Annotated in this window: 18 protein-coding genes and 1 pseudogene; 7 read left to right on the forward strand and 12 right to left on the reverse strand. The window is 67.0% G+C overall.

Annotation, left to right across the window (positions count from 1 at the left end):
* The first annotated feature begins 167 nt into the window (after positions 1 to 167).
* The 3 genes from rlmB to LYSHEL_RS11680 are packed head-to-tail and all read left to right on the forward strand — an operon-like array spanning position 168 to position 1,588.
* On the forward strand, positions 168 to 917 hold the full coding sequence (rlmB, locus tag LYSHEL_RS11670) for a 23S rRNA (guanosine(2251)-2'-O)-methyltransferase RlmB (RefSeq protein WP_244858532.1): 750 nt from the start codon (positions 168 to 170) through the stop codon (positions 915 to 917).
* Complete coding sequence (locus LYSHEL_RS11675; protein WP_213434211.1) at positions 914 to 1,165, forward strand: CBU_0592 family membrane protein; 252 nt, start codon at positions 914 to 916, stop codon at positions 1,163 to 1,165. The genes rlmB and LYSHEL_RS11675 overlap by 4 nt, the downstream gene beginning before the upstream one ends.
* Before the next feature lie 15 nt (positions 1,166 to 1,180).
* Positions 1,181 to 1,588 carry a hypothetical protein gene (locus tag LYSHEL_RS11680; RefSeq protein WP_213434212.1) on the forward strand — a complete coding sequence of 136 codons (408 nt, stop codon included), beginning with the start codon at positions 1,181 to 1,183 and terminating at the stop codon, positions 1,586 to 1,588.
* Between the two features lie 3 nt (positions 1,589 to 1,591).
* Here the strand turns inward: LYSHEL_RS11680 and LYSHEL_RS11685 are convergent, their stop codons facing one another.
* Complete coding sequence (locus LYSHEL_RS11685; protein WP_213434213.1) at positions 1,592 to 2,011, reverse strand: hypothetical protein; 420 nt, start codon at positions 2,009 to 2,011, stop codon at positions 1,592 to 1,594.
* Positions 2,012 to 2,201: 190 nt separating this feature from the next.
* On the opposite strand from LYSHEL_RS11685, the gene LYSHEL_RS11690 reads away from it, so the two are divergent.
* Positions 2,202 to 2,588: a hypothetical protein gene (locus LYSHEL_RS11690; protein WP_213434214.1), complete on the forward strand. Its 387-nt coding sequence runs from the start codon at positions 2,202 to 2,204 to the stop codon at positions 2,586 to 2,588.
* Here LYSHEL_RS11690 and rnt read toward each other — a convergent pair.
* The 10 genes from rnt to LYSHEL_RS11740 form a co-directional block, all read right to left on the reverse strand.
* A complete protein-coding gene (gene rnt, locus LYSHEL_RS11695) occupies positions 2,585 to 3,184 on the reverse strand; it encodes a ribonuclease T (protein ID WP_407075186.1) in 600 nt (199 codons plus the stop codon). The genes LYSHEL_RS11690 and rnt overlap by 4 nt on opposite strands.
* 161 nt (positions 3,185 to 3,345) lie before the next feature.
* Complete coding sequence (gene phoU / locus LYSHEL_RS11700) at positions 3,346 to 4,044, reverse strand: phosphate signaling complex protein PhoU (protein ID WP_213434216.1); 699 nt, start codon at positions 4,042 to 4,044, stop codon at positions 3,346 to 3,348.
* Positions 4,045 to 4,173: 129 nt separating this feature from the next.
* The gene (gene pstB, locus LYSHEL_RS11705) at positions 4,174 to 4,956 is read right to left on the reverse strand and encodes a phosphate ABC transporter ATP-binding protein PstB (RefSeq protein WP_244858533.1); all 783 of its coding nucleotides are present in this window, start codon (positions 4,954 to 4,956) and stop codon (positions 4,174 to 4,176) included.
* Between the two features lie 2 nt (positions 4,957 to 4,958).
* Positions 4,959 to 5,831, reverse strand: coding sequence for a phosphate ABC transporter permease PstA (gene pstA / locus LYSHEL_RS11710; RefSeq protein ID WP_213437806.1), 873 nt, complete (start codon positions 5,829 to 5,831; stop codon positions 4,959 to 4,961).
* Positions 5,828 to 6,799, reverse strand: coding sequence for a phosphate ABC transporter permease subunit PstC (gene pstC / locus LYSHEL_RS11715; RefSeq protein WP_213434218.1), 972 nt, complete (start codon positions 6,797 to 6,799; stop codon positions 5,828 to 5,830). The genes pstA and pstC overlap by 4 nt, the downstream gene beginning before the upstream one ends.
* Before the next feature lie 171 nt (positions 6,800 to 6,970).
* On the reverse strand, positions 6,971 to 8,086 hold the full coding sequence (pstS, locus tag LYSHEL_RS11720) for a phosphate ABC transporter substrate-binding protein PstS (protein ID WP_407075144.1): 1,116 nt from the start codon (positions 8,084 to 8,086) through the stop codon (positions 6,971 to 6,973).
* Between the two features lie 671 nt (positions 8,087 to 8,757).
* The gene (locus LYSHEL_RS11725; protein WP_213434220.1) at positions 8,758 to 10,035 is read right to left on the reverse strand and encodes an OprO/OprP family phosphate-selective porin; all 1,278 of its coding nucleotides are present in this window, start codon (positions 10,033 to 10,035) and stop codon (positions 8,758 to 8,760) included.
* 60 nt (positions 10,036 to 10,095) lie between these two features.
* Entirely contained in the window at positions 10,096 to 10,815 is a 720-nt protein-coding gene (gene nth, locus LYSHEL_RS11730) for an endonuclease III (RefSeq protein WP_213434221.1), read from the reverse strand.
* Positions 10,812 to 11,180, reverse strand: a complete 369-nt coding sequence (locus LYSHEL_RS11735; RefSeq protein WP_213434222.1) for a hypothetical protein — start codon at positions 11,178 to 11,180, stop codon at positions 10,812 to 10,814. Before LYSHEL_RS11735 ends, nth begins: the two co-directional genes overlap by 4 nt.
* The gene (locus tag LYSHEL_RS11740) at positions 11,180 to 11,977 is read right to left on the reverse strand and encodes an enoyl-CoA hydratase/isomerase family protein (protein ID WP_213434223.1); all 798 of its coding nucleotides are present in this window, start codon (positions 11,975 to 11,977) and stop codon (positions 11,180 to 11,182) included. Before LYSHEL_RS11740 ends, LYSHEL_RS11735 begins: the two co-directional genes overlap by 1 nt.
* 264 nt (positions 11,978 to 12,241) lie before the next feature.
* Here LYSHEL_RS11740 and LYSHEL_RS11745 point away from each other — a divergent pair, with 264 nt between their 5' ends.
* The 3 genes and pseudogenes from LYSHEL_RS11745 (at position 12,242) to LYSHEL_RS11760 (ending at position 14,719) form a co-directional block, all read left to right on the forward strand.
* Positions 12,242 to 12,940: an FKBP-type peptidyl-prolyl cis-trans isomerase N-terminal domain-containing protein gene (locus tag LYSHEL_RS11745; protein WP_213434224.1), complete on the forward strand. Its 699-nt coding sequence runs from the start codon at positions 12,242 to 12,244 to the stop codon at positions 12,938 to 12,940.
* An 81-nt stretch (positions 12,941 to 13,021) separates the two neighbouring features.
* A pseudogene (locus LYSHEL_RS11755) lies at positions 13,022 to 13,848 on the forward strand (NUDIX hydrolase).
* 22 nt (positions 13,849 to 13,870) lie between these two features.
* On the forward strand, positions 13,871 to 14,719 hold the full coding sequence (locus LYSHEL_RS11760) for a sulfurtransferase (protein ID WP_213434227.1): 849 nt from the start codon (positions 13,871 to 13,873) through the stop codon (positions 14,717 to 14,719).
* Here the strand turns inward: LYSHEL_RS11760 and LYSHEL_RS11765 are convergent, their stop codons facing one another.
* Positions 14,720 to 15,478: an enoyl-CoA hydratase/isomerase family protein gene (locus LYSHEL_RS11765; protein WP_213434228.1), complete on the reverse strand. Its 759-nt coding sequence runs from the start codon at positions 15,476 to 15,478 to the stop codon at positions 14,720 to 14,722. It abuts the gene before it with no gap.
* Between the last annotated feature and the right edge of the window lie 39 nt (positions 15,479 to 15,517).

Here is a 15,517-nt window from a genome sequence, read left to right on the forward strand (position 1 = left end):
TGTCGCCTCTGTACTTGTATGCCGAACGGGGTGCTAAAGGGCAGCCCGCTTGAAGTGGCTAAACGCAAGGGGTGGCCCGGAGTGGCCAGTGATCGAAAGGTGAGCTCACCGATGTGTTGCTGTGAGCAGTGTTCACTCCCGTCTCCTTTGGAAGCACAATGCCCCCCATGACCAAGCAACAATCCCCCTGGATCGCCGGCATCAATGCCGTGGCGTCCGCCGTTGAACACGACGCCGAGAACGTCCGCGAGGTGCTCCTCGAGGCCGGCGCCAAGAATCCCCGGATTACCGAGATCGAGACCCAGGCGCGGCGCGTGGGGATCGAGGTGCGGCGCGTAGCGCAGAACGCGCTCGATGGGGTGGCCGGGGGGCTGCGCCACCAGGGGGCGGTCGCGCGGTATGCGGCGGCCAAGACCTGGGACGAGAACGAGCTGGAGGGGCTGGTCGAGGCGGCGGCGGGCAAGGCGCTCGTGCTCGTCCTCGACGGGGTGCAGGATCCGCACAACCTCGGGGCGTGCCTGCGCAGTGCGGCGGCCGCGGCGGTGACGGCGGTGGTGATTCCGAAGGACAAGGCGGTGCAAGTCAACGCGACCGTGCGCAAGACATCGGCCGGTGCGGCGGACAACATTCCCGTCGTGCGCGTGACCAACCTGTCGCGGTGCCTGCGCGACCTGCAGCAGCAGGGCGTGTGGATCTACGGGCTGGCAGGCGATGCCGAGGCGTCGCTGTATGGGATCGATCTGAAGGGCAACGTCGCGCTGGTGCTCGGCGGCGAGGCCGATGGGCTGCGCCGCCTCACGCGCGAGAACTGCGACCAACTGGTGCGCATTCCGATGCCCGGTGAATTCGAAAGCCTCAATGTCTCGGTGGCGACGGGCGTGGCCCTGTTCGAAGCCGTGCGGCAGCGCCTCGCATGAGCCTGCACTGGTACGACTTCGTGGGATTCGCGGGGACGCTGGCGATCCTGGTGGCGTTCTTCCTGCTGCAGGCGGGGAAGATGGATGGCAACGGGCGCGCGTACCAGCTGGTGAACATGTTTGGCGCGGCGGCGATCCTGGTCACGTTGCTGGGGAGTTTCAACGTGGCGGTGTTCGTGCTTGAAAGCGCATGGGTGCTGGTGAGTGGGTATGGATTGTGGCGGGGGCGAAAGGCGCGACCGGGCTGAAGAAGGGGCGGCACGATGCATCGATGGCTGGCGCAAGGCGCTTTGACCAGCATGGCCTTCATGCTTGCCGCGCTCGCCGGATGTAGCACCACGCAGCAATACACCCGGGCCGTGCATGCACTCCACACCGAGGCGCCGCACCTGTGGTGCTGGACGTCGACTGCCAGCTTGTCGCCCACGTATCACGGTGCACGGTGCAGCGAATCGACGGACGCCGACCTGGCCGAGGCGCAATGCATCAAGACACTCTCGGACGCGGCTACGCATCGACCCGGAGTGAATTCGGCGAAGCGGGATGTCGAATCGTGCATGCGCGACGAGGGGTGGTCGCTCTTCCCCCTTGCGTTCTATCTCCAGACGCACGACACGCGGAATTGCCGCGTGCAGGACGATCCGCTGGTGTGGTGTCCGGACTGGGAGTAATGCCTACAAAAACGGATTCGCCCGATGCCGCGTATCCCGCGGGATATCGATGTGCCGCGTCGCCAGGATCCGGTCCAGTCCCATCCGCATGTCGGTGAACGCCACGCGCACCGCGTCCTTCGACACCGCTTTCTCCGCACACGTGCCGGACATGGGCGAGGCGATGAACATGCCGTCCTTCCAGGGCAGCACGATCAGCAGCGCGTAGTCGGATTCCACCGAGGTGTAGACGAAGCCGTGTTCGAGGTCGGCCATGTCCAGCTGGGCGGCCAGTTCGAGCACGGGCACGGCGAGTTCGTCGAGCACGCTGACGCCATCGACCGTGATGCGCAGCGACGCGGTGATGTTGAGGAAGCGCTCGGCCGCCGACCCCATGGGGCCGTCGAGGGTGAGGGGGCCGAGTTCGATGTTGATGCGATTCATGCCGAAGGGGTCGGGGCGGCGCTTGAGTCTATGGCGGCGTGGACGAGCTTAGGCCTGCGGTCGTTAAGGATGCTTGCTGCGCGGGGCGGGATCGCGTCTATTACCAATTCAGAGTCGGGGCGCGCGAGGTTTCTGGAATGAATCGAATTTGCCGGCCTGTAGCGCTGGGTTCGCTCGCGGGGCTCTGCGCATGCAGGCAGACCGGCGCGAGGACAAAGTGGCGCCGCTTCGCATGACGACTTGGCAGGATGTCGTTGGCATGGGATTCGCGCTCGTTTTCGTCAACGCGCTGGCGTGGACCTTGCTGTACCTCATGTCCCTGGGCCAGCTTTCCGCCGAGGTGCAGAAGCAGGATCCAGGGAAGTGGCGGGAGATCCGCGCAAACGGGGCGCTGGTCGAAACGCGGATGAAGACTGGATTTCGCGTGTTGCGCATGTACCTCGGCGATCCCTCGGGGTTGTCGCTGCGCGGTCGGGCTGGCGAGGTTGCGGCGATTGCGCGCTTTCGCCTCACCGTGGGCGTCATGTCGATGTGCGCCCTTTTCATCGCGATGGGCGTGCTGGCTTCGATCGATTAGCCAGGCGGCGCGATCTCGGACCACCGATTCGCCACCGCACAAAACAACGCCGCCGTCTTCTCCGCGTCGTACACCGCGGAATGCGCTTCCTCGCCGTTCCACTCGATGCCCGCCGCCTGCACCGCACGCGCCAGCACGGTTTGCCCGAACGCCACGCCACCCAGCGATACCGTGTCGAACACGCTGAAGGGGTGGAACGGGTTGCGCTTGTGCTGCACGCGTGCGACGGCGGCGTTGAGGAAATTCAAATCGAAATGCGCGTTGTGGCCGACGAGGATCGCGCGCTGGCAGTGGTGTTTCTTGACCGCGGCGCGCACGGCAGCGAACACGTGGTCCAGGCCTTCCTTTTCTTCCTTCGCGAAACGGAAGGGGTGGTCCAGGCGGATGCCGGTGATCTCGAGGGACTTGGGGTCGATTTCGAGGCCGGGCGCGGGATGGAAGTGCGCGCTGCTGACTTCGCCGGGGATGTACCGGCCCTGGTCGTCGAGGTCGATCGGGATCGCGGCCATTTCCAGCAGCGCGTGCTTCTGCCAGTCGAAGCCGCCGGTTTCCACGTCGACGATGACGGGGAGGTAGCCGCGGAAGCGGTCGGCCATGCGGCGGAACGCGGGGGGCGCGGCGTCGGGGGCGGGGAGGGGCGGGGATTCGGACTGCGTCATGGGGCGCAGGGTACCGGAACGCGTTGCTGGCCTCGGGGTTCGACGCGATCGGAGCGTCCCCATTCCAGCCTCCCCCCGGTGGGGGGAGGGGCAACAACTCAGGCGCTGTTGGTGGCGTCGCGCTTTTCGCGCGGCGGCAGCTGCTCTTCGCCGTGCACGAGGAACCACACGTTCTCCGCGATGTTGGTCGCGTGGTCGCCGATGCGTTCCAGGTTCTTCGCCATGAACAGCAGGTGCGTGCACGGGGTGATCGCGCGCGCGTCTTCCATCATGTAGGTCAGCAGTTCGCGGAACAGGCCGGTGTAGAGCGTGTCCAGTTCGGCGTCGCGGTTGCGCACGCGCTGGGCGGCGTCGGCGTCCAGGTCGCGGTACGCGTCCAGCACGTCGCGCACCTGCTGCGCGGCCAGGCGGCCCAGCGCATCCAGGCCACGCGTATGCGGCAGCGGGGGCGAGAGGTTCAGGGCGGTCGAACGCTTGGCGACGTTGGCGGCGTAGTCGCCGATGCGTTCGATGTCGGCGCTCACCTTCAGCGCGGCCAGGATGATGCGCAGGTCGCGGGCCATCGGGCCGCGCAACGCCAGGCGCATCACGTCGTGGTCGATCGCGCGTTCGATGGCGTCGATGGCTTCGTCGTTGGCGACGATGCGTTCGGCGGCCTTGTCGTCGCGGCGTTCCACCACGTCCAGCGCGGCATCCAGCTGCGCGGCGGCCATGTGGCCCATGCGCAGGATTTCCTCGAGCAGGCGGCGCTGTTCGTCGTCGTAACTCTTCACGATATGGTCGTGCATCTGATTCATTACCCTTCTTCTCGATGAGGTCGCCGCTGCCGTCCATGGCGCAACATTCGTGCTTCGGATCGTCCGGCCCGGCCATCCATGGCCGGGCGTTCGGCAAGCCGCGCGGCAGTGCCGCGCAAGCGGCTTACCTCACCCAAACCGCCCCGTAATGTAGTCCTCGGTCTGCTGCTTCGAGGGATTGGAAAAGATCGTCGCCGTCTCGCCGTGCTCGACCATGTCGCCCAGGTACATGAAGGCGGTGTAGTCCGACACGCGCGCGGCCTGCTGCATGTTGTGCGTCACAATCATGATCGTGTACGTCTGCTTGAGGTCTTCCACCAGCTGCTCGATGCGGCTGGTGGAAATGGGATCGAGCGCGGAGGTCGGTTCGTCCAGCAGCAGCACGTCGGGGCGCAGGGCCACGGCGCGCGCGATGCACAGGCGCTGCTGCTGTCCGCCGGACAGGCCCAGCGCGCTCTGCTTCATCTTGTCCTTCACCTCGTCCCACAACGCGGCCTGGCGCAGCGCTTCTTCCACGCGCGCGTCCATCTCGGCCTTCGACAGGCGTTCGTGGTGGCGGATGCCGTAGGCGACGTTCTCGTAGATCGTCATCGGGAAGGGCACCGGCTTCTGGAACACCATGCCCACCTTGCTGCGCAGGCGGTTGAGCGGGTACTTCGGATCCAGTACGTCCTCGCCGTCCAGCAGCACCTGGCCGCTGGCCACTTGCTTCGGGTACAGCGCGTAGATGCGGTTGAAGATGCGCAGCAGCGTGGACTTCCCGCAGCCCGAGGGGCCGATCAGCGCGGTGACGCGCTTCTCCGGGATGTCCATGTTGATGTTGCGCACGGCGTGGAAATCGCCGTAGTGGAAGTTGAGCCCGCGGGCGGCGAGTTTCATGGGGGCCTGCACGGTTTCGAGTCGGGTCATCATGTTCATTCGTGGACGATGCGCGAGCGCGACACGACCGCGCGGGCGATGATCGCCACGAGCAGCACGAACGCGGTGAGGACGAAGGCGCCGGCCCAGGCGAGCGTGTGCCACTGCTCGAAGGGGCTCATCGCGTACTGGAAGATCACCACCGGCACGTTCGCCATCGGCTGCGACAGGTCGGTGGTCCAGTACTGGTTGTTGAGCGCGGTGAAGAGCAGCGGGGCGGTTTCGCCGGTGATGCGTGCCAGCGCCAGCAGGATGCCGGTGACGATGCCCGGCAGCGAGGCGCGATAGAGCACCTGCACGGTCACCTTCCACTGCGGCACGCCGAGCGACAGCGCGGCTTCGCGCATCTGCGCGGGCACCAGGCGCAGCATTTCATCGGTGGTGCGCACGACGACCGGCAGCACGATGAAGGCCAGCGCGATCGCACCGGCCAGCGCGGAGAAGTGCCCCATCGGCGCGACGACCAGCGTGTACACGAACAGGCCCAGCACGATCGACGGTGCGGACAACAGGATGTCGTTGACGAAGCGGATGGTCTCGGCCAGGCGCGAACTCCAGCGCGTGCCGCCGTATTCGGCGAGGTACGTGCCGGCCAGCACGCCGATCGGTGCACCGAACAGCACGCCCAGCAGGCTCATCACCACGCTGCCGAAGATCGCGTTGAGCAGGCCGCCCTTTTCGCCGGGCGGCGGGGTCATCTGCGTGAACAGCGTGATGTCCAGCGACGCCAGGCCCATGCGCAGAGTAGTCCACACGATCCACGCCAGCCAGAACAGGCCGAAGAGTGTGGCCGCCGTGGCCAGCACCTGCGCCACGCCGTTCTTGAAGCGGCGCACGCGATACAGCGTGGTCATCGACGCGGCCATCAGGTGCCCTCCCGCTTCTTCAGCTGGCGCAGCATCAGGCGCGCCACGGTCAGCACGACGAAGGTCACCAGGAACAACACGAAGCCCAGTGCGATCAGCGAGGAGCGATACATTTCCGAATCGGCTTCGGAGAACTCGTTGGCGATCGTGGCCGCGATGGAGTTGCCGGGCATCAGCAGCGACGTGGTGAGTTCATGCGCGTTGCCGAGCACGAAGGTCACCGCCATCGTTTCGCCGAGCGCGCGGCCCAGGCCGAGGAAGATGCCGCCGATCACGGCCGAGCGCGTGTAGGGCAGCACGACGTCCCACACCACTTCCCAGCGCGTGGAGCCCAGCGCGTACGCGGATTCCTTCAAGCGGCCCGGCACGGTGAGGAACACCTCGCGCATCACCGAGGCGATGAAGGGAATGACCATCACCGACAGCACCAGGCCCGCGGTGCCCATGCCCAGGCCGATCGGCGGGCCGGCGAAGAAGCGGCCGACGAAGGGCCAGGTGCCCATGTGTTCGTCGACCCACGGATACACGTGTTCGGACAGCACCGGCACGAGCACGAACAGGCCCCACATGCCGTAGATGATCGAGGGGATGCCGGCGAGCAGTTCGATCGCGGCGCCCACCGGGCCGCGCAGCCACTTGGGCGCGACTTCGGTGAGGAACATCGCGATGCCGAAGCTCACCGGCACGGCGATGAGCATGGCGATGAAGGCGGTGACCAGCGTGCCGTAGATCGGGACCAGCGCGCCGAACTGCTGGTTGACCGGATCCCACGCATCGGTCCACAGGAACTTGAAGCCGAACGTTTCGAACGCGAGGCGGCCGCCCCACAGCATCGACAGCGCAGCGGCGACCAGCGACACCAGCACGAACACGCCGGCGATGCCCACCAGCCACTTGAAGCTGCGGTCGGCGCGGCCGTCGCGGCTGCTGCGGGTGTCGAGGGCCTCGATGTCGAGGGGGATGGCACTCATTCGGCGGTCGTCGTCGGTTCGTGGGCGGGGCGTGCGTAGCGTGTGGCGGTTCGATGACACCCGGATGACACGCGGGCCGGATAAAAGCGTGGGCCGAAAAAAACGCGGGCCGAAGCCCGCGTTGGGAAGGTGCAGCGACGTGGGGGGTCGTCGTGCAGGGGGAGCGTGCGATCAGTACTTCAGGTTCTGTGCCCAGTAGCCTTCGATCTGCTGGACGAGGGCGTCCGGCAGCGGCACGTAGTCGAGGTTCTTCGCGGCGGCGTCGCCGTTGGCGTACGCCCATGTGAAGAAGTCCTTGGCGTTCTTGGCGCCGGCGGCGTTCTTCGGCTGCTTGTACATCAGGATGAAATTGGTCGCGGTGATCGGCCAGGACTTCTCGCCCGGGGCGTTGGTCATCACCAGGTAGAAGTCCTTCGCGTTCTTCCAGTCGGCGCTGGCGGCGGCGGCCTGGAAGCTGTCGTCGGACGGCACGATGAAGTTGCCGGCGGCGTTCTTCATGCGCGTGTAGGTCATCTTGTTCTGCAGCGCGTAGGACATCTCGACGTAGCCGATGCCGCCGGCGATCTGCTTGACGTAAGCAGCCACGCCTTCGTTGCCTTTGCCGCCGATGCCGGTCGGCCACTTCACGGCCGTGCCTTCGCCCACCTTGGTCTTCCATTCCGGGCTGACCTTGCCCAGGTAGTTGACGAAGTTGAACGTGGTGCCCGAGCCGTCGGCGCGGTGCAGGACGGTGATCTTCTTCGCCGGCAGCTGCAGGCCGCTGTTGAGTTCGACGATGCGCGGGTCGTTCCACATCGTGACCTTGCCGAGGAAGATGTCGGCCAGCAGCGGGCCGTCGAGCTTCATCGCACCGGCCTGGATGCCGGGGACGTTGACGACCGGCACGACGCCGCCGATCACCGACGGGAACTGCGCGAGGCCGAATTTGGCGAGCTCTTCCGGCTTCATCGGCGCGTCGGACGAACCGAAATCAACGGTGCCGGCCTTGATCTGCGCGATGCCGCCGCCGGAGCCGATGGACTGGTAGTTCACCTTCTTGCTGGTGGCCGCGGCGTAGTCGGAGGACCACTTCGACATGATCGGGTAGACGAACGAAGCGCCCGCGCCGGTGACGTCGGCGGCACTGGCGGCAGACGCGAACCCACCGGCCAGGACGAGCGCCAGGGTGAGCGTGGTGGTGCGAAGCGACTGGAACTTGGACACGGGCGCAACTCCTCGAGTGGATGCGCGCATTCCATAACCATCCGATGACAGTGCGATGTTGGCGATATGACAGGCGCGTGACATCCGGCGGGCGGGTCAGGCTTCTTGTGCGGATTCAGGTTTGCGTCGTCCCCGCGGAAGCGGGGACACCCATTGGGGGCGCTCCGCCACGCCCCGTCGCACAGTCTTTTCTGCCGCAAGAGCAACGCGGCAGAAAAGACTGTGCGACGTGACGCGTCGGATCTCGTCGCCGTTTTGTTCGCGCTAACACGCTTGCGTAGACCCGCGCACCGAATCGGAGGGTCGCTGGCGAACACATCTTCTCCGGATGGACGGCGCGCCGCCCACCTCGAGCCCTCGCATCTGAAATGCCTCACTGCTCTCTGGCAGGCGGGGCGCCTGTCCAAGTCTGTGCCTTCCACACATTAGGAAGGAAAGCGGTCGCGCCGTGCTCTTGATTGTCGCGAAAGAATTGATTGGGTTGTGCGTGCGTTACCACGCACGCCAGCGACCCTTGGAAAAGGTCGGCCCCTTGATCGAAAAGGCTCGAATGGTGATGCCCCAGCCCGTGGTGGGGTGAGAATTTTCGCCGCCACGTCGGCGAGAAATTCTTACCACGCCGCGGGTTCGGGCGACGCGGTCTTCACCCCAGGCGGGCTTCTGCAGCGCACCCAAAACCCCTGCTTTCCCACGAGCGCAAAACAAAAAAAAGCGCGGCCGAAGCCGCGCTTTTCCCGACCCTATGGGGGAGTCGATTACCAGTAGAACTGCACGCGCGCTTCCACGATGCTCGGGTTGTCGTCCACGAACGCGTTGAACGTGCGGTTGTTGTTGATCGGATCGGCGGCCTGCGTAGCGCTGGTGCGGCCGATGAAGCGCGTGCTGCTGACGTCGACGTAGTTCAGCATGAACTTGAAGTTCGAACGCCAGTACCAGTTCACGCCGACCGTCCAGGTATCCATCTCGCCGCCGAGCGCACCGATCACCGTCGGGTTCGCCGTCGGCGTCGCGCCCGGGATCACCGAGCCATCGTTCAGGTCGATCGTGTCGTAGCGCAGCGCCAGCTGGAACATGCCGCTGCCCGGGTTGTTCGGCAGCGGCGTGGACGGCGTGCCCGACTTGTAGCCCCAGGTTTCGCCCGTGATGTTCCAGACGCCGGAGATGTAGCCGCTGGACGCCTTGAAGTCACCCGCGACGCCGCTGTAGCGGTCCGTCGTGCTGGTCATGTACTCGCCCTGCAGCTTGAACGGGCCATGCACCCAGAACGATTCCAGGCCCGTCGTCGCGATGCGGTCCGTGTTGCGCAGCGCGCCGGTATCGACGATGCGCTGGCCGGCCAGGTCGGCGTCCGGACGCGCGCGCCACTGCACCGTGTCGGTAAAGGTGTCGTAGTTGTTGTACGACAGGCCCACGTGGAAGATCGAGCCCGTCGCGTTGATGGGCGCCCAGTAGGCGCGCACGCCCCAGCCCGGACCGTGCGGCGTCGGCGCCGGATGCTCGGTGAGTTCCTTGGTGAAGACGCTGCCGGCGATCGCCCAGTTGTTGTCGCCGTACTGGTACATCGCACCGAGGCGGCGCGCGATGCCGAAGGTGTTGGTGGTGACGGCCTTGGAGATGAAGTCGTTGTTCTTCGTCGACGACAGCTCTTCGAGCGAGTTGAGCTGCTTGTACTGGCCGACCTGGAAGAAGTGGTTGGCGTTGCCGCGGATCTTGTACTTGGCGTTGACGTCGAGCCACTTGTCGGCCTTCGCGTCGTAACCGAGCACCCACTCGAGGTTGCCCGGGCCCTTGCCCTTGAGCACGAGTTCGGCGCGGCGCATTTCGAAGTCGGCGTCCTTGCCGTCCGGCGCATCGCCGTTGAGGTTGGCGAAGTCGTTGTTGAACCAGTTGCCGTCGGCCTGGACCAGGCCTTCGAAGGTGACTTCGGAATCGGCGATGACGTCGAGCGCGACCTGCGCGTGCGCGGCGGGCGCGGCGAACATGCCAAGCGCGCCGAGGACGGCGAGGGTCAGGGTGCTGCGGGTGAGGTTCATGGCGAGCCCTTCGGGCGGGGTGGTGAGGAATGCCGCGCAGCCTAGGGCGTGAATCTTTCGTTATTGTGACAAGTTGCGGGCGCGTGACACTTTCGGTGCGATTGCTTGCGGCGGTGGGGTCTTGTCGGGGAAGCGGCAAAGGTCCGCGATCGGGCAGCCCGGGCAGTTGGGTTTGCGCGCGAGGCACGTGTAGCGGCCGTGGAGGATCAGCCAGTGGTGCGCATCGTGCAGGAATTCGGCGGGGATCACGTGCACGAGGTTGTCCTCCACCGTGCGTACGTCCTTGCCCGGCGCCAGGCCCGTGCGGTTGGCGACGCGGAAGATGTGCGTGTCCACCGCCATCGTGGGTTCGCCGAAGGCGGTGTTGAGGACCACGTTCGCGGTCTTGCGGCCGACACCGGGGAGGGCTTCGAGCGCTTCGCGGGTGCGCGGCACTTGCCCGTCGTGCTCGTCCAGCAGCTGTTGCGACAGCGCCATGACATTGGCGGCCTTGGTGTTGAACAGGCCGATGGTGGCGATCGCCTTCTTCAGTTTCGCTTCGCCGAGGGCGACGATCGCGGCCGGCGTGTTGGCGACCGGGAAGAGTTTGCGCGTGGCCTTGTTGACGCCGACATCGGTGGCCTGCGCGGACAGCACCACGGCGACCAAGAGTTCGAACGGGCTCTTGAACTCGAGCTCGGTGGTGGGATGCGGGTTGAGTTCGCGCAGGCGCGTGAAGAGTTCGGTGATTTCGGCGCGGGTGAGCTTCGTGCGCTTCGTCCTGCGGGCGGGCTGCTTCATTCGGGCTTGCGTTGTGCGGCGCGGGCTTTCGCGCGGGCGAGGGCGGCCGCGGCGGCGGGCGGGAGCGTCGGCTTCGCGACGTCCGGCGTGGCGACCGGGGTGCGGCGCGCATCGCGTTCGGCGCGGCGGCGTTCGAGGCGGGCGTTGCGGGCGCGGAAGCGTTCGCGGGCGTCGAGGGCGGCGCGGCGTGCGTCGCGTGCGTTCGCGAGCAGCGCGCTACAGGCGGGCCTGCAGGCGTCGCATTCGATCGCGCCGAGCAAGCCTGCGTCGAGCGCGCGATCCACATCGTCGACGCGCAGGGCATCGACGATGCGATGCGCGGCCTCGCCGCGCGGATCAACGCAACCGCACACCGTGCAGGGCATCAGCGGCCGTTGAACGCAGGCTTGCGGCGTTCGAGGAACGCGGTGGTGCCTTCGCGCATGTCGTCGGTCGCGAACATCAAACCGAACTGCGCGCTCTCGTATTCCAGGCCTTCCTCGATGCCGCATTCGCCGCCGACGGCGATGCAGTCGAGGATGCCGCGCATCGCGAGCGGGGCTGCGTTCGCGAGTTGCTCCGCGAAGGCCATGACGTGCGATTCCAGCTCCGCCGCCGGCACCACGCGATTGACGATGCCGAGGTGCAACGCGCGCGCCGCGTCGATCGGCGCGCCGGCCAGGCACAGTTCCAGCGTGGCGGCGCGACCGGCCAGGCGCAGCAGGCGCTGCGTGCCGCCGAAGCCGGGGATGAGGCCGAGGTTGATCTCGGGCTGGCCGACCTTCGCGGTGTCGGACGCGATGCGCAGGTGGCAGCTCATCGCCAGTTCCAGGCCGCCGCCGAGCGCGAAGCCGTTGACCATCGCGATCACGGGCTTCGGCATGCGTTCGATGCGCCGCATCATGCGTTGGCCGCGCAGCGAGAAGTCGCGCCCTTCGACCGGCGTGAGGGCGTGCATTTCGGCGATGTCGGCGCCCGCGACGAAGGCCTTCGGCCCGCTGCCCGTGAGGATCACGACGCGCACGGCCGGGTCCGCGGCGGCCGCATCGAAGGCGCGATGCAGGGCGTCCAGGGTGGCGAGGTTCAGCGCGTTGAGCTTGTCGGGGCGGTGGACCGTGAGGATTCTTATCGCGCCGTGGTCGGTGGTGAGCAGGACGGCGTCGTTCTGGGCGGAGTCGGTCATTCGGAAAGCTCGCTGGGGCGTGTTCGAAGGGGGGCGGGTCGCGCGCACCGCCGCTTTCACGGGGAAAAACGCGGCGAACCGGGGCGCGGAACTAAACCTGCGGGGTCCGGTCAGAGGGCCCGGTCGTCAGTGGCGATTCAGCGCGGCGGCCGCTATCCTAGCGCGCCCTTCCGGGACCAACGGACGGGCAATCCCCGGGGTGGCCTGCATGCGCAATACATCGCGCCGGATCGCTTCGATTCCTACCCAGAGAGGTTGTACCGAATGAAGTTGCGCCTGCTTGCCGCCAGTGTCGCGGCCCTCACCCTTGTGTCCGGCCTCGCGCTGGCGCAGGACACCACGACCGAAAAGGGCAAGCTCAGTTATTACTTCGGCTACCAGTTCGGTCGCGACCTCGCCGAGAGTGGCGAACAGGTCGACGTCAACACGCTGGTCAAGGCCGTCCAGGACGGCTACGGCAAGAAGCAGCCTGCGCTGGCCGAAAAGGACCTGCGCCCGGCGGTCGAAGCCTTCCAGAAGCGCCAGCAGGCGAAGGCCGCTGCCGCCAAGGCCGCGTTCGACAAGGATGCCGCCGCCAACAAGACCAAGAGCGACCAGTACCTGGCCGCCAACAAGGCCAAGGCCGGCGTGAAGACGCTCGCCGGCGCCAGTGGCGTGCAGTACCGCGTGATGGAGCCGGGCACCGGCGCCAAGCCCACGGCCAACAGCACGCTCGCGCTGGAAGTCGGTGGTCCGTACCTGTTCGGCCAGAAGGCCGCGGACGACAAGATCCAGAACATCCCGAGCATCAAGCTGAGCGAAGTGCAGATGCCGGCGATGCGCGAAGCCCTGGCGCAGATGCCGGCGGGTTCGAAGTGGGAGATCGTCGTTCCGCCGGCCAGCGCCTTCGGCGCCGACCCGCGCACCGGCTTCCCGCCGAACGTCGCGGTCGCCTTCGAAGTGAAGCTGGTCAGCGTCAAGTAACACCTCGCAGTCGCAAGACGACGAACGCCGGCCCCGCGCCGGCGTTTGTTTTTCTGATGAGAGTTCTCCATCGTGCATTCCATGACTTTCCGCGCCGTCCTCAGTCCTTGCGTCGGCATCTGCAGCCTCGACGACCTGGGGCTGTGCACGGGGTGCCGTCGCACCACGGCGGAGATCGCACGCTGGGGCCAGATGAACGATGACGAGCGCCTGCGCCTGATGGAAATCGTCCTGCCGCAGCGCGCGCCCTTCGACGCGCAATGACGCTGGACCTGGCGCACCTGCGCGCGGTGCTGCATCCGACCGACGCGCCTCCCGCCGGTCCCGGCTGGAACCACGCCGAACTCGACGGCCTGTTGCCCGATCCTCCGTTGCGCGAAGCCGCGGTCCTCGTGGGCCTCGTGCCGCGCATCGAGGGGTGGCAGGTGTTGCTCACGCGTCGCACCGATGCGCTGCGGCACCACGCGGGGCAGGTGAGTTTCCCCGGCGGTCGCATCGAAGCCGTGGACGCCGATGCCATCGCCGCCGCGCTGCGCGAGAGCCGCGAAGAAATCGGCTTGCTGCCGTCGCAGGCCGCGCCCGTGGGCTTCCTCGATCCGCTGTGCACGATCACGGGCTTCCGCGTGTCGCCGCTGGTCGCGATGGTCGATGCGGAGTTCGTCGCGCGCCCGGATCCGGGCGAAGTCGCCGAGGTCTTCGAGGTCCCGCTGGACTACATCCTCGACCCGGCCAACCTGGCCGAGCTCGAAATCACGACGGTCGGCGGTCGCCCCCTCCCGGGCGGACGGCCGCGCCGCGTGCTGGAATTCGTGGATAGAGGTAACCCGCGGAACCGGATCTGGGGCGCCACCGCCTCGATCCTGTTCAACCTGCGGGAACGCATCGCAAGCGCGACGACCGCGGGCTGAGCCCGCACACCAGGAGCGTCACATGGCCGGATGGACCACCCTCGTGCAGGCCGAAACGCTGGCCGTCGCGCTCAATCGGCCAGACCTGGCGATCGTCGATTGCCGGTTCTCGCTGATGAATCCCCTCGCGGGCGAAAGCGCCTACCTCGACGGCCACATCCCGGGCGCGGTGTACGCGCACTTGGAGCGCGACCTGTCCGACATGACGCCCGGTGGCGAAGGCCGCCATCCGTGGCCGAAGGCGGAAACCTTCACCGCGAAGCTCGGCGCGTGGGGCATCCGGCCGGAACACCAGATCGTCGCGTACGACGATGGCGAAGGTGCGCACGCGGCGCGCTTCTGGTTCCTGATGCGCATGCTCGGCCACGAGAAAGTGGCCGTGCTCGATGCAGGCTGGAAGCATTGGACGTCGGTGGGCCTGCCCGTGGATTCGCAGGTGCCCAAGCCGGTGACCGGGCGCTATCCCGGCACGTTCGATACGTCGCGCTTGCTCGACAGCGCGCAGGTGCAGGCGCGCCTCGCGCAAGGCGAGATGCTGATCGATGCGCGCGCGGCGGACCGCTTCCGCGGCGAGAACGAAATGATCGATCGCATCGCCGGCCACGTGCCGGGCGCGGTCAATCGTCCGTATCCGGACAACCTGCTCCACGATCACTTCAAGACGCCGATGCAGCTCGCCGACGAATTCCGCGCGTTGCTCGGGCACACATCGCCGGAGCAGGTGATGGTGATGTGCGGCTCGGGCGTCACGGCGTGCCACCACCTGCTGGCGATGGAGCGCGCGGGGCTGCGCGGTGCGCGCCTGTATACCGGATCGTGGAGCGGCTGGATCACCGATCCGGCGCGGCCCATCGCAACCGGCGAGGCCTGATTACTTCCCGAGTCGTGCGATCAACGCACGCAACCCGGCCTGCGTGTCGGGCGCGCTCCATGCATCGATGAAGCGGGAAAGCCCGATGCGTTCCGGCTGCATCGCCGCGACGACATCCGCGCGCGCGATCGCACGCGTTTCCAGCACGGGCTGGCGCGGCAAGGCGAGCAGCGCTTCCAGCCACACGTGCGCGCGCTTGACGACTTCATCGACGCTGGCGAGTTCATCGACCAGGCCGATGTCGAACGCGCGCTGCGCGTCCACCATCTCGCCTCCGACCAGCAAACGCTCCGCGCGCTGCGGCCCGACCATGCGGCGCATCAAGTACTGGATGCCTTCCGGCGCGACGAGGCCCACCTGCGTTTCGTTGAGCCCGATGCGATACAGCCCGTCGGCCATGACGCGATAGTCGCAGCACAACGCGAGCACGCAGCCACCGGCGGGCGCATGGCCGGCGAGCGCGGCCACGACCGGCACCGGCGATTCGGCGAGCGCGCGCGCGGCACCGAAGAAGGCTTCCCACGCTTGCAGCAGTGCAGCGCGGTCATCGCCCAGGCTCAGCAGGTGCGGCACATCGAGGCCGGCGGAAAACACCTTGGGGCCGCCCGACAGCACGATGCCTGCAGCGCCACCGGCGATGGCCTCGGCGAGCGCGTTGCGCAGGTCCGTGCACAGCTGCGGGTTCAAGGCATTGACCGGCGGGCGCGCGAGTTTCAGTTCGACGATCGAGCCGTGCGTGGTGCGTTCGATGAGCGACATGCGGGCATCCGGTGCGTGGGGTCGGCCGGTATCATAGGC

Origin of the sequence: Lysobacter helvus, from assembly GCF_018406645.1 — a bacterium.
Lineage (GTDB): Bacteria > Pseudomonadota > Gammaproteobacteria > Xanthomonadales > Xanthomonadaceae > Noviluteimonas > Noviluteimonas caseinilytica.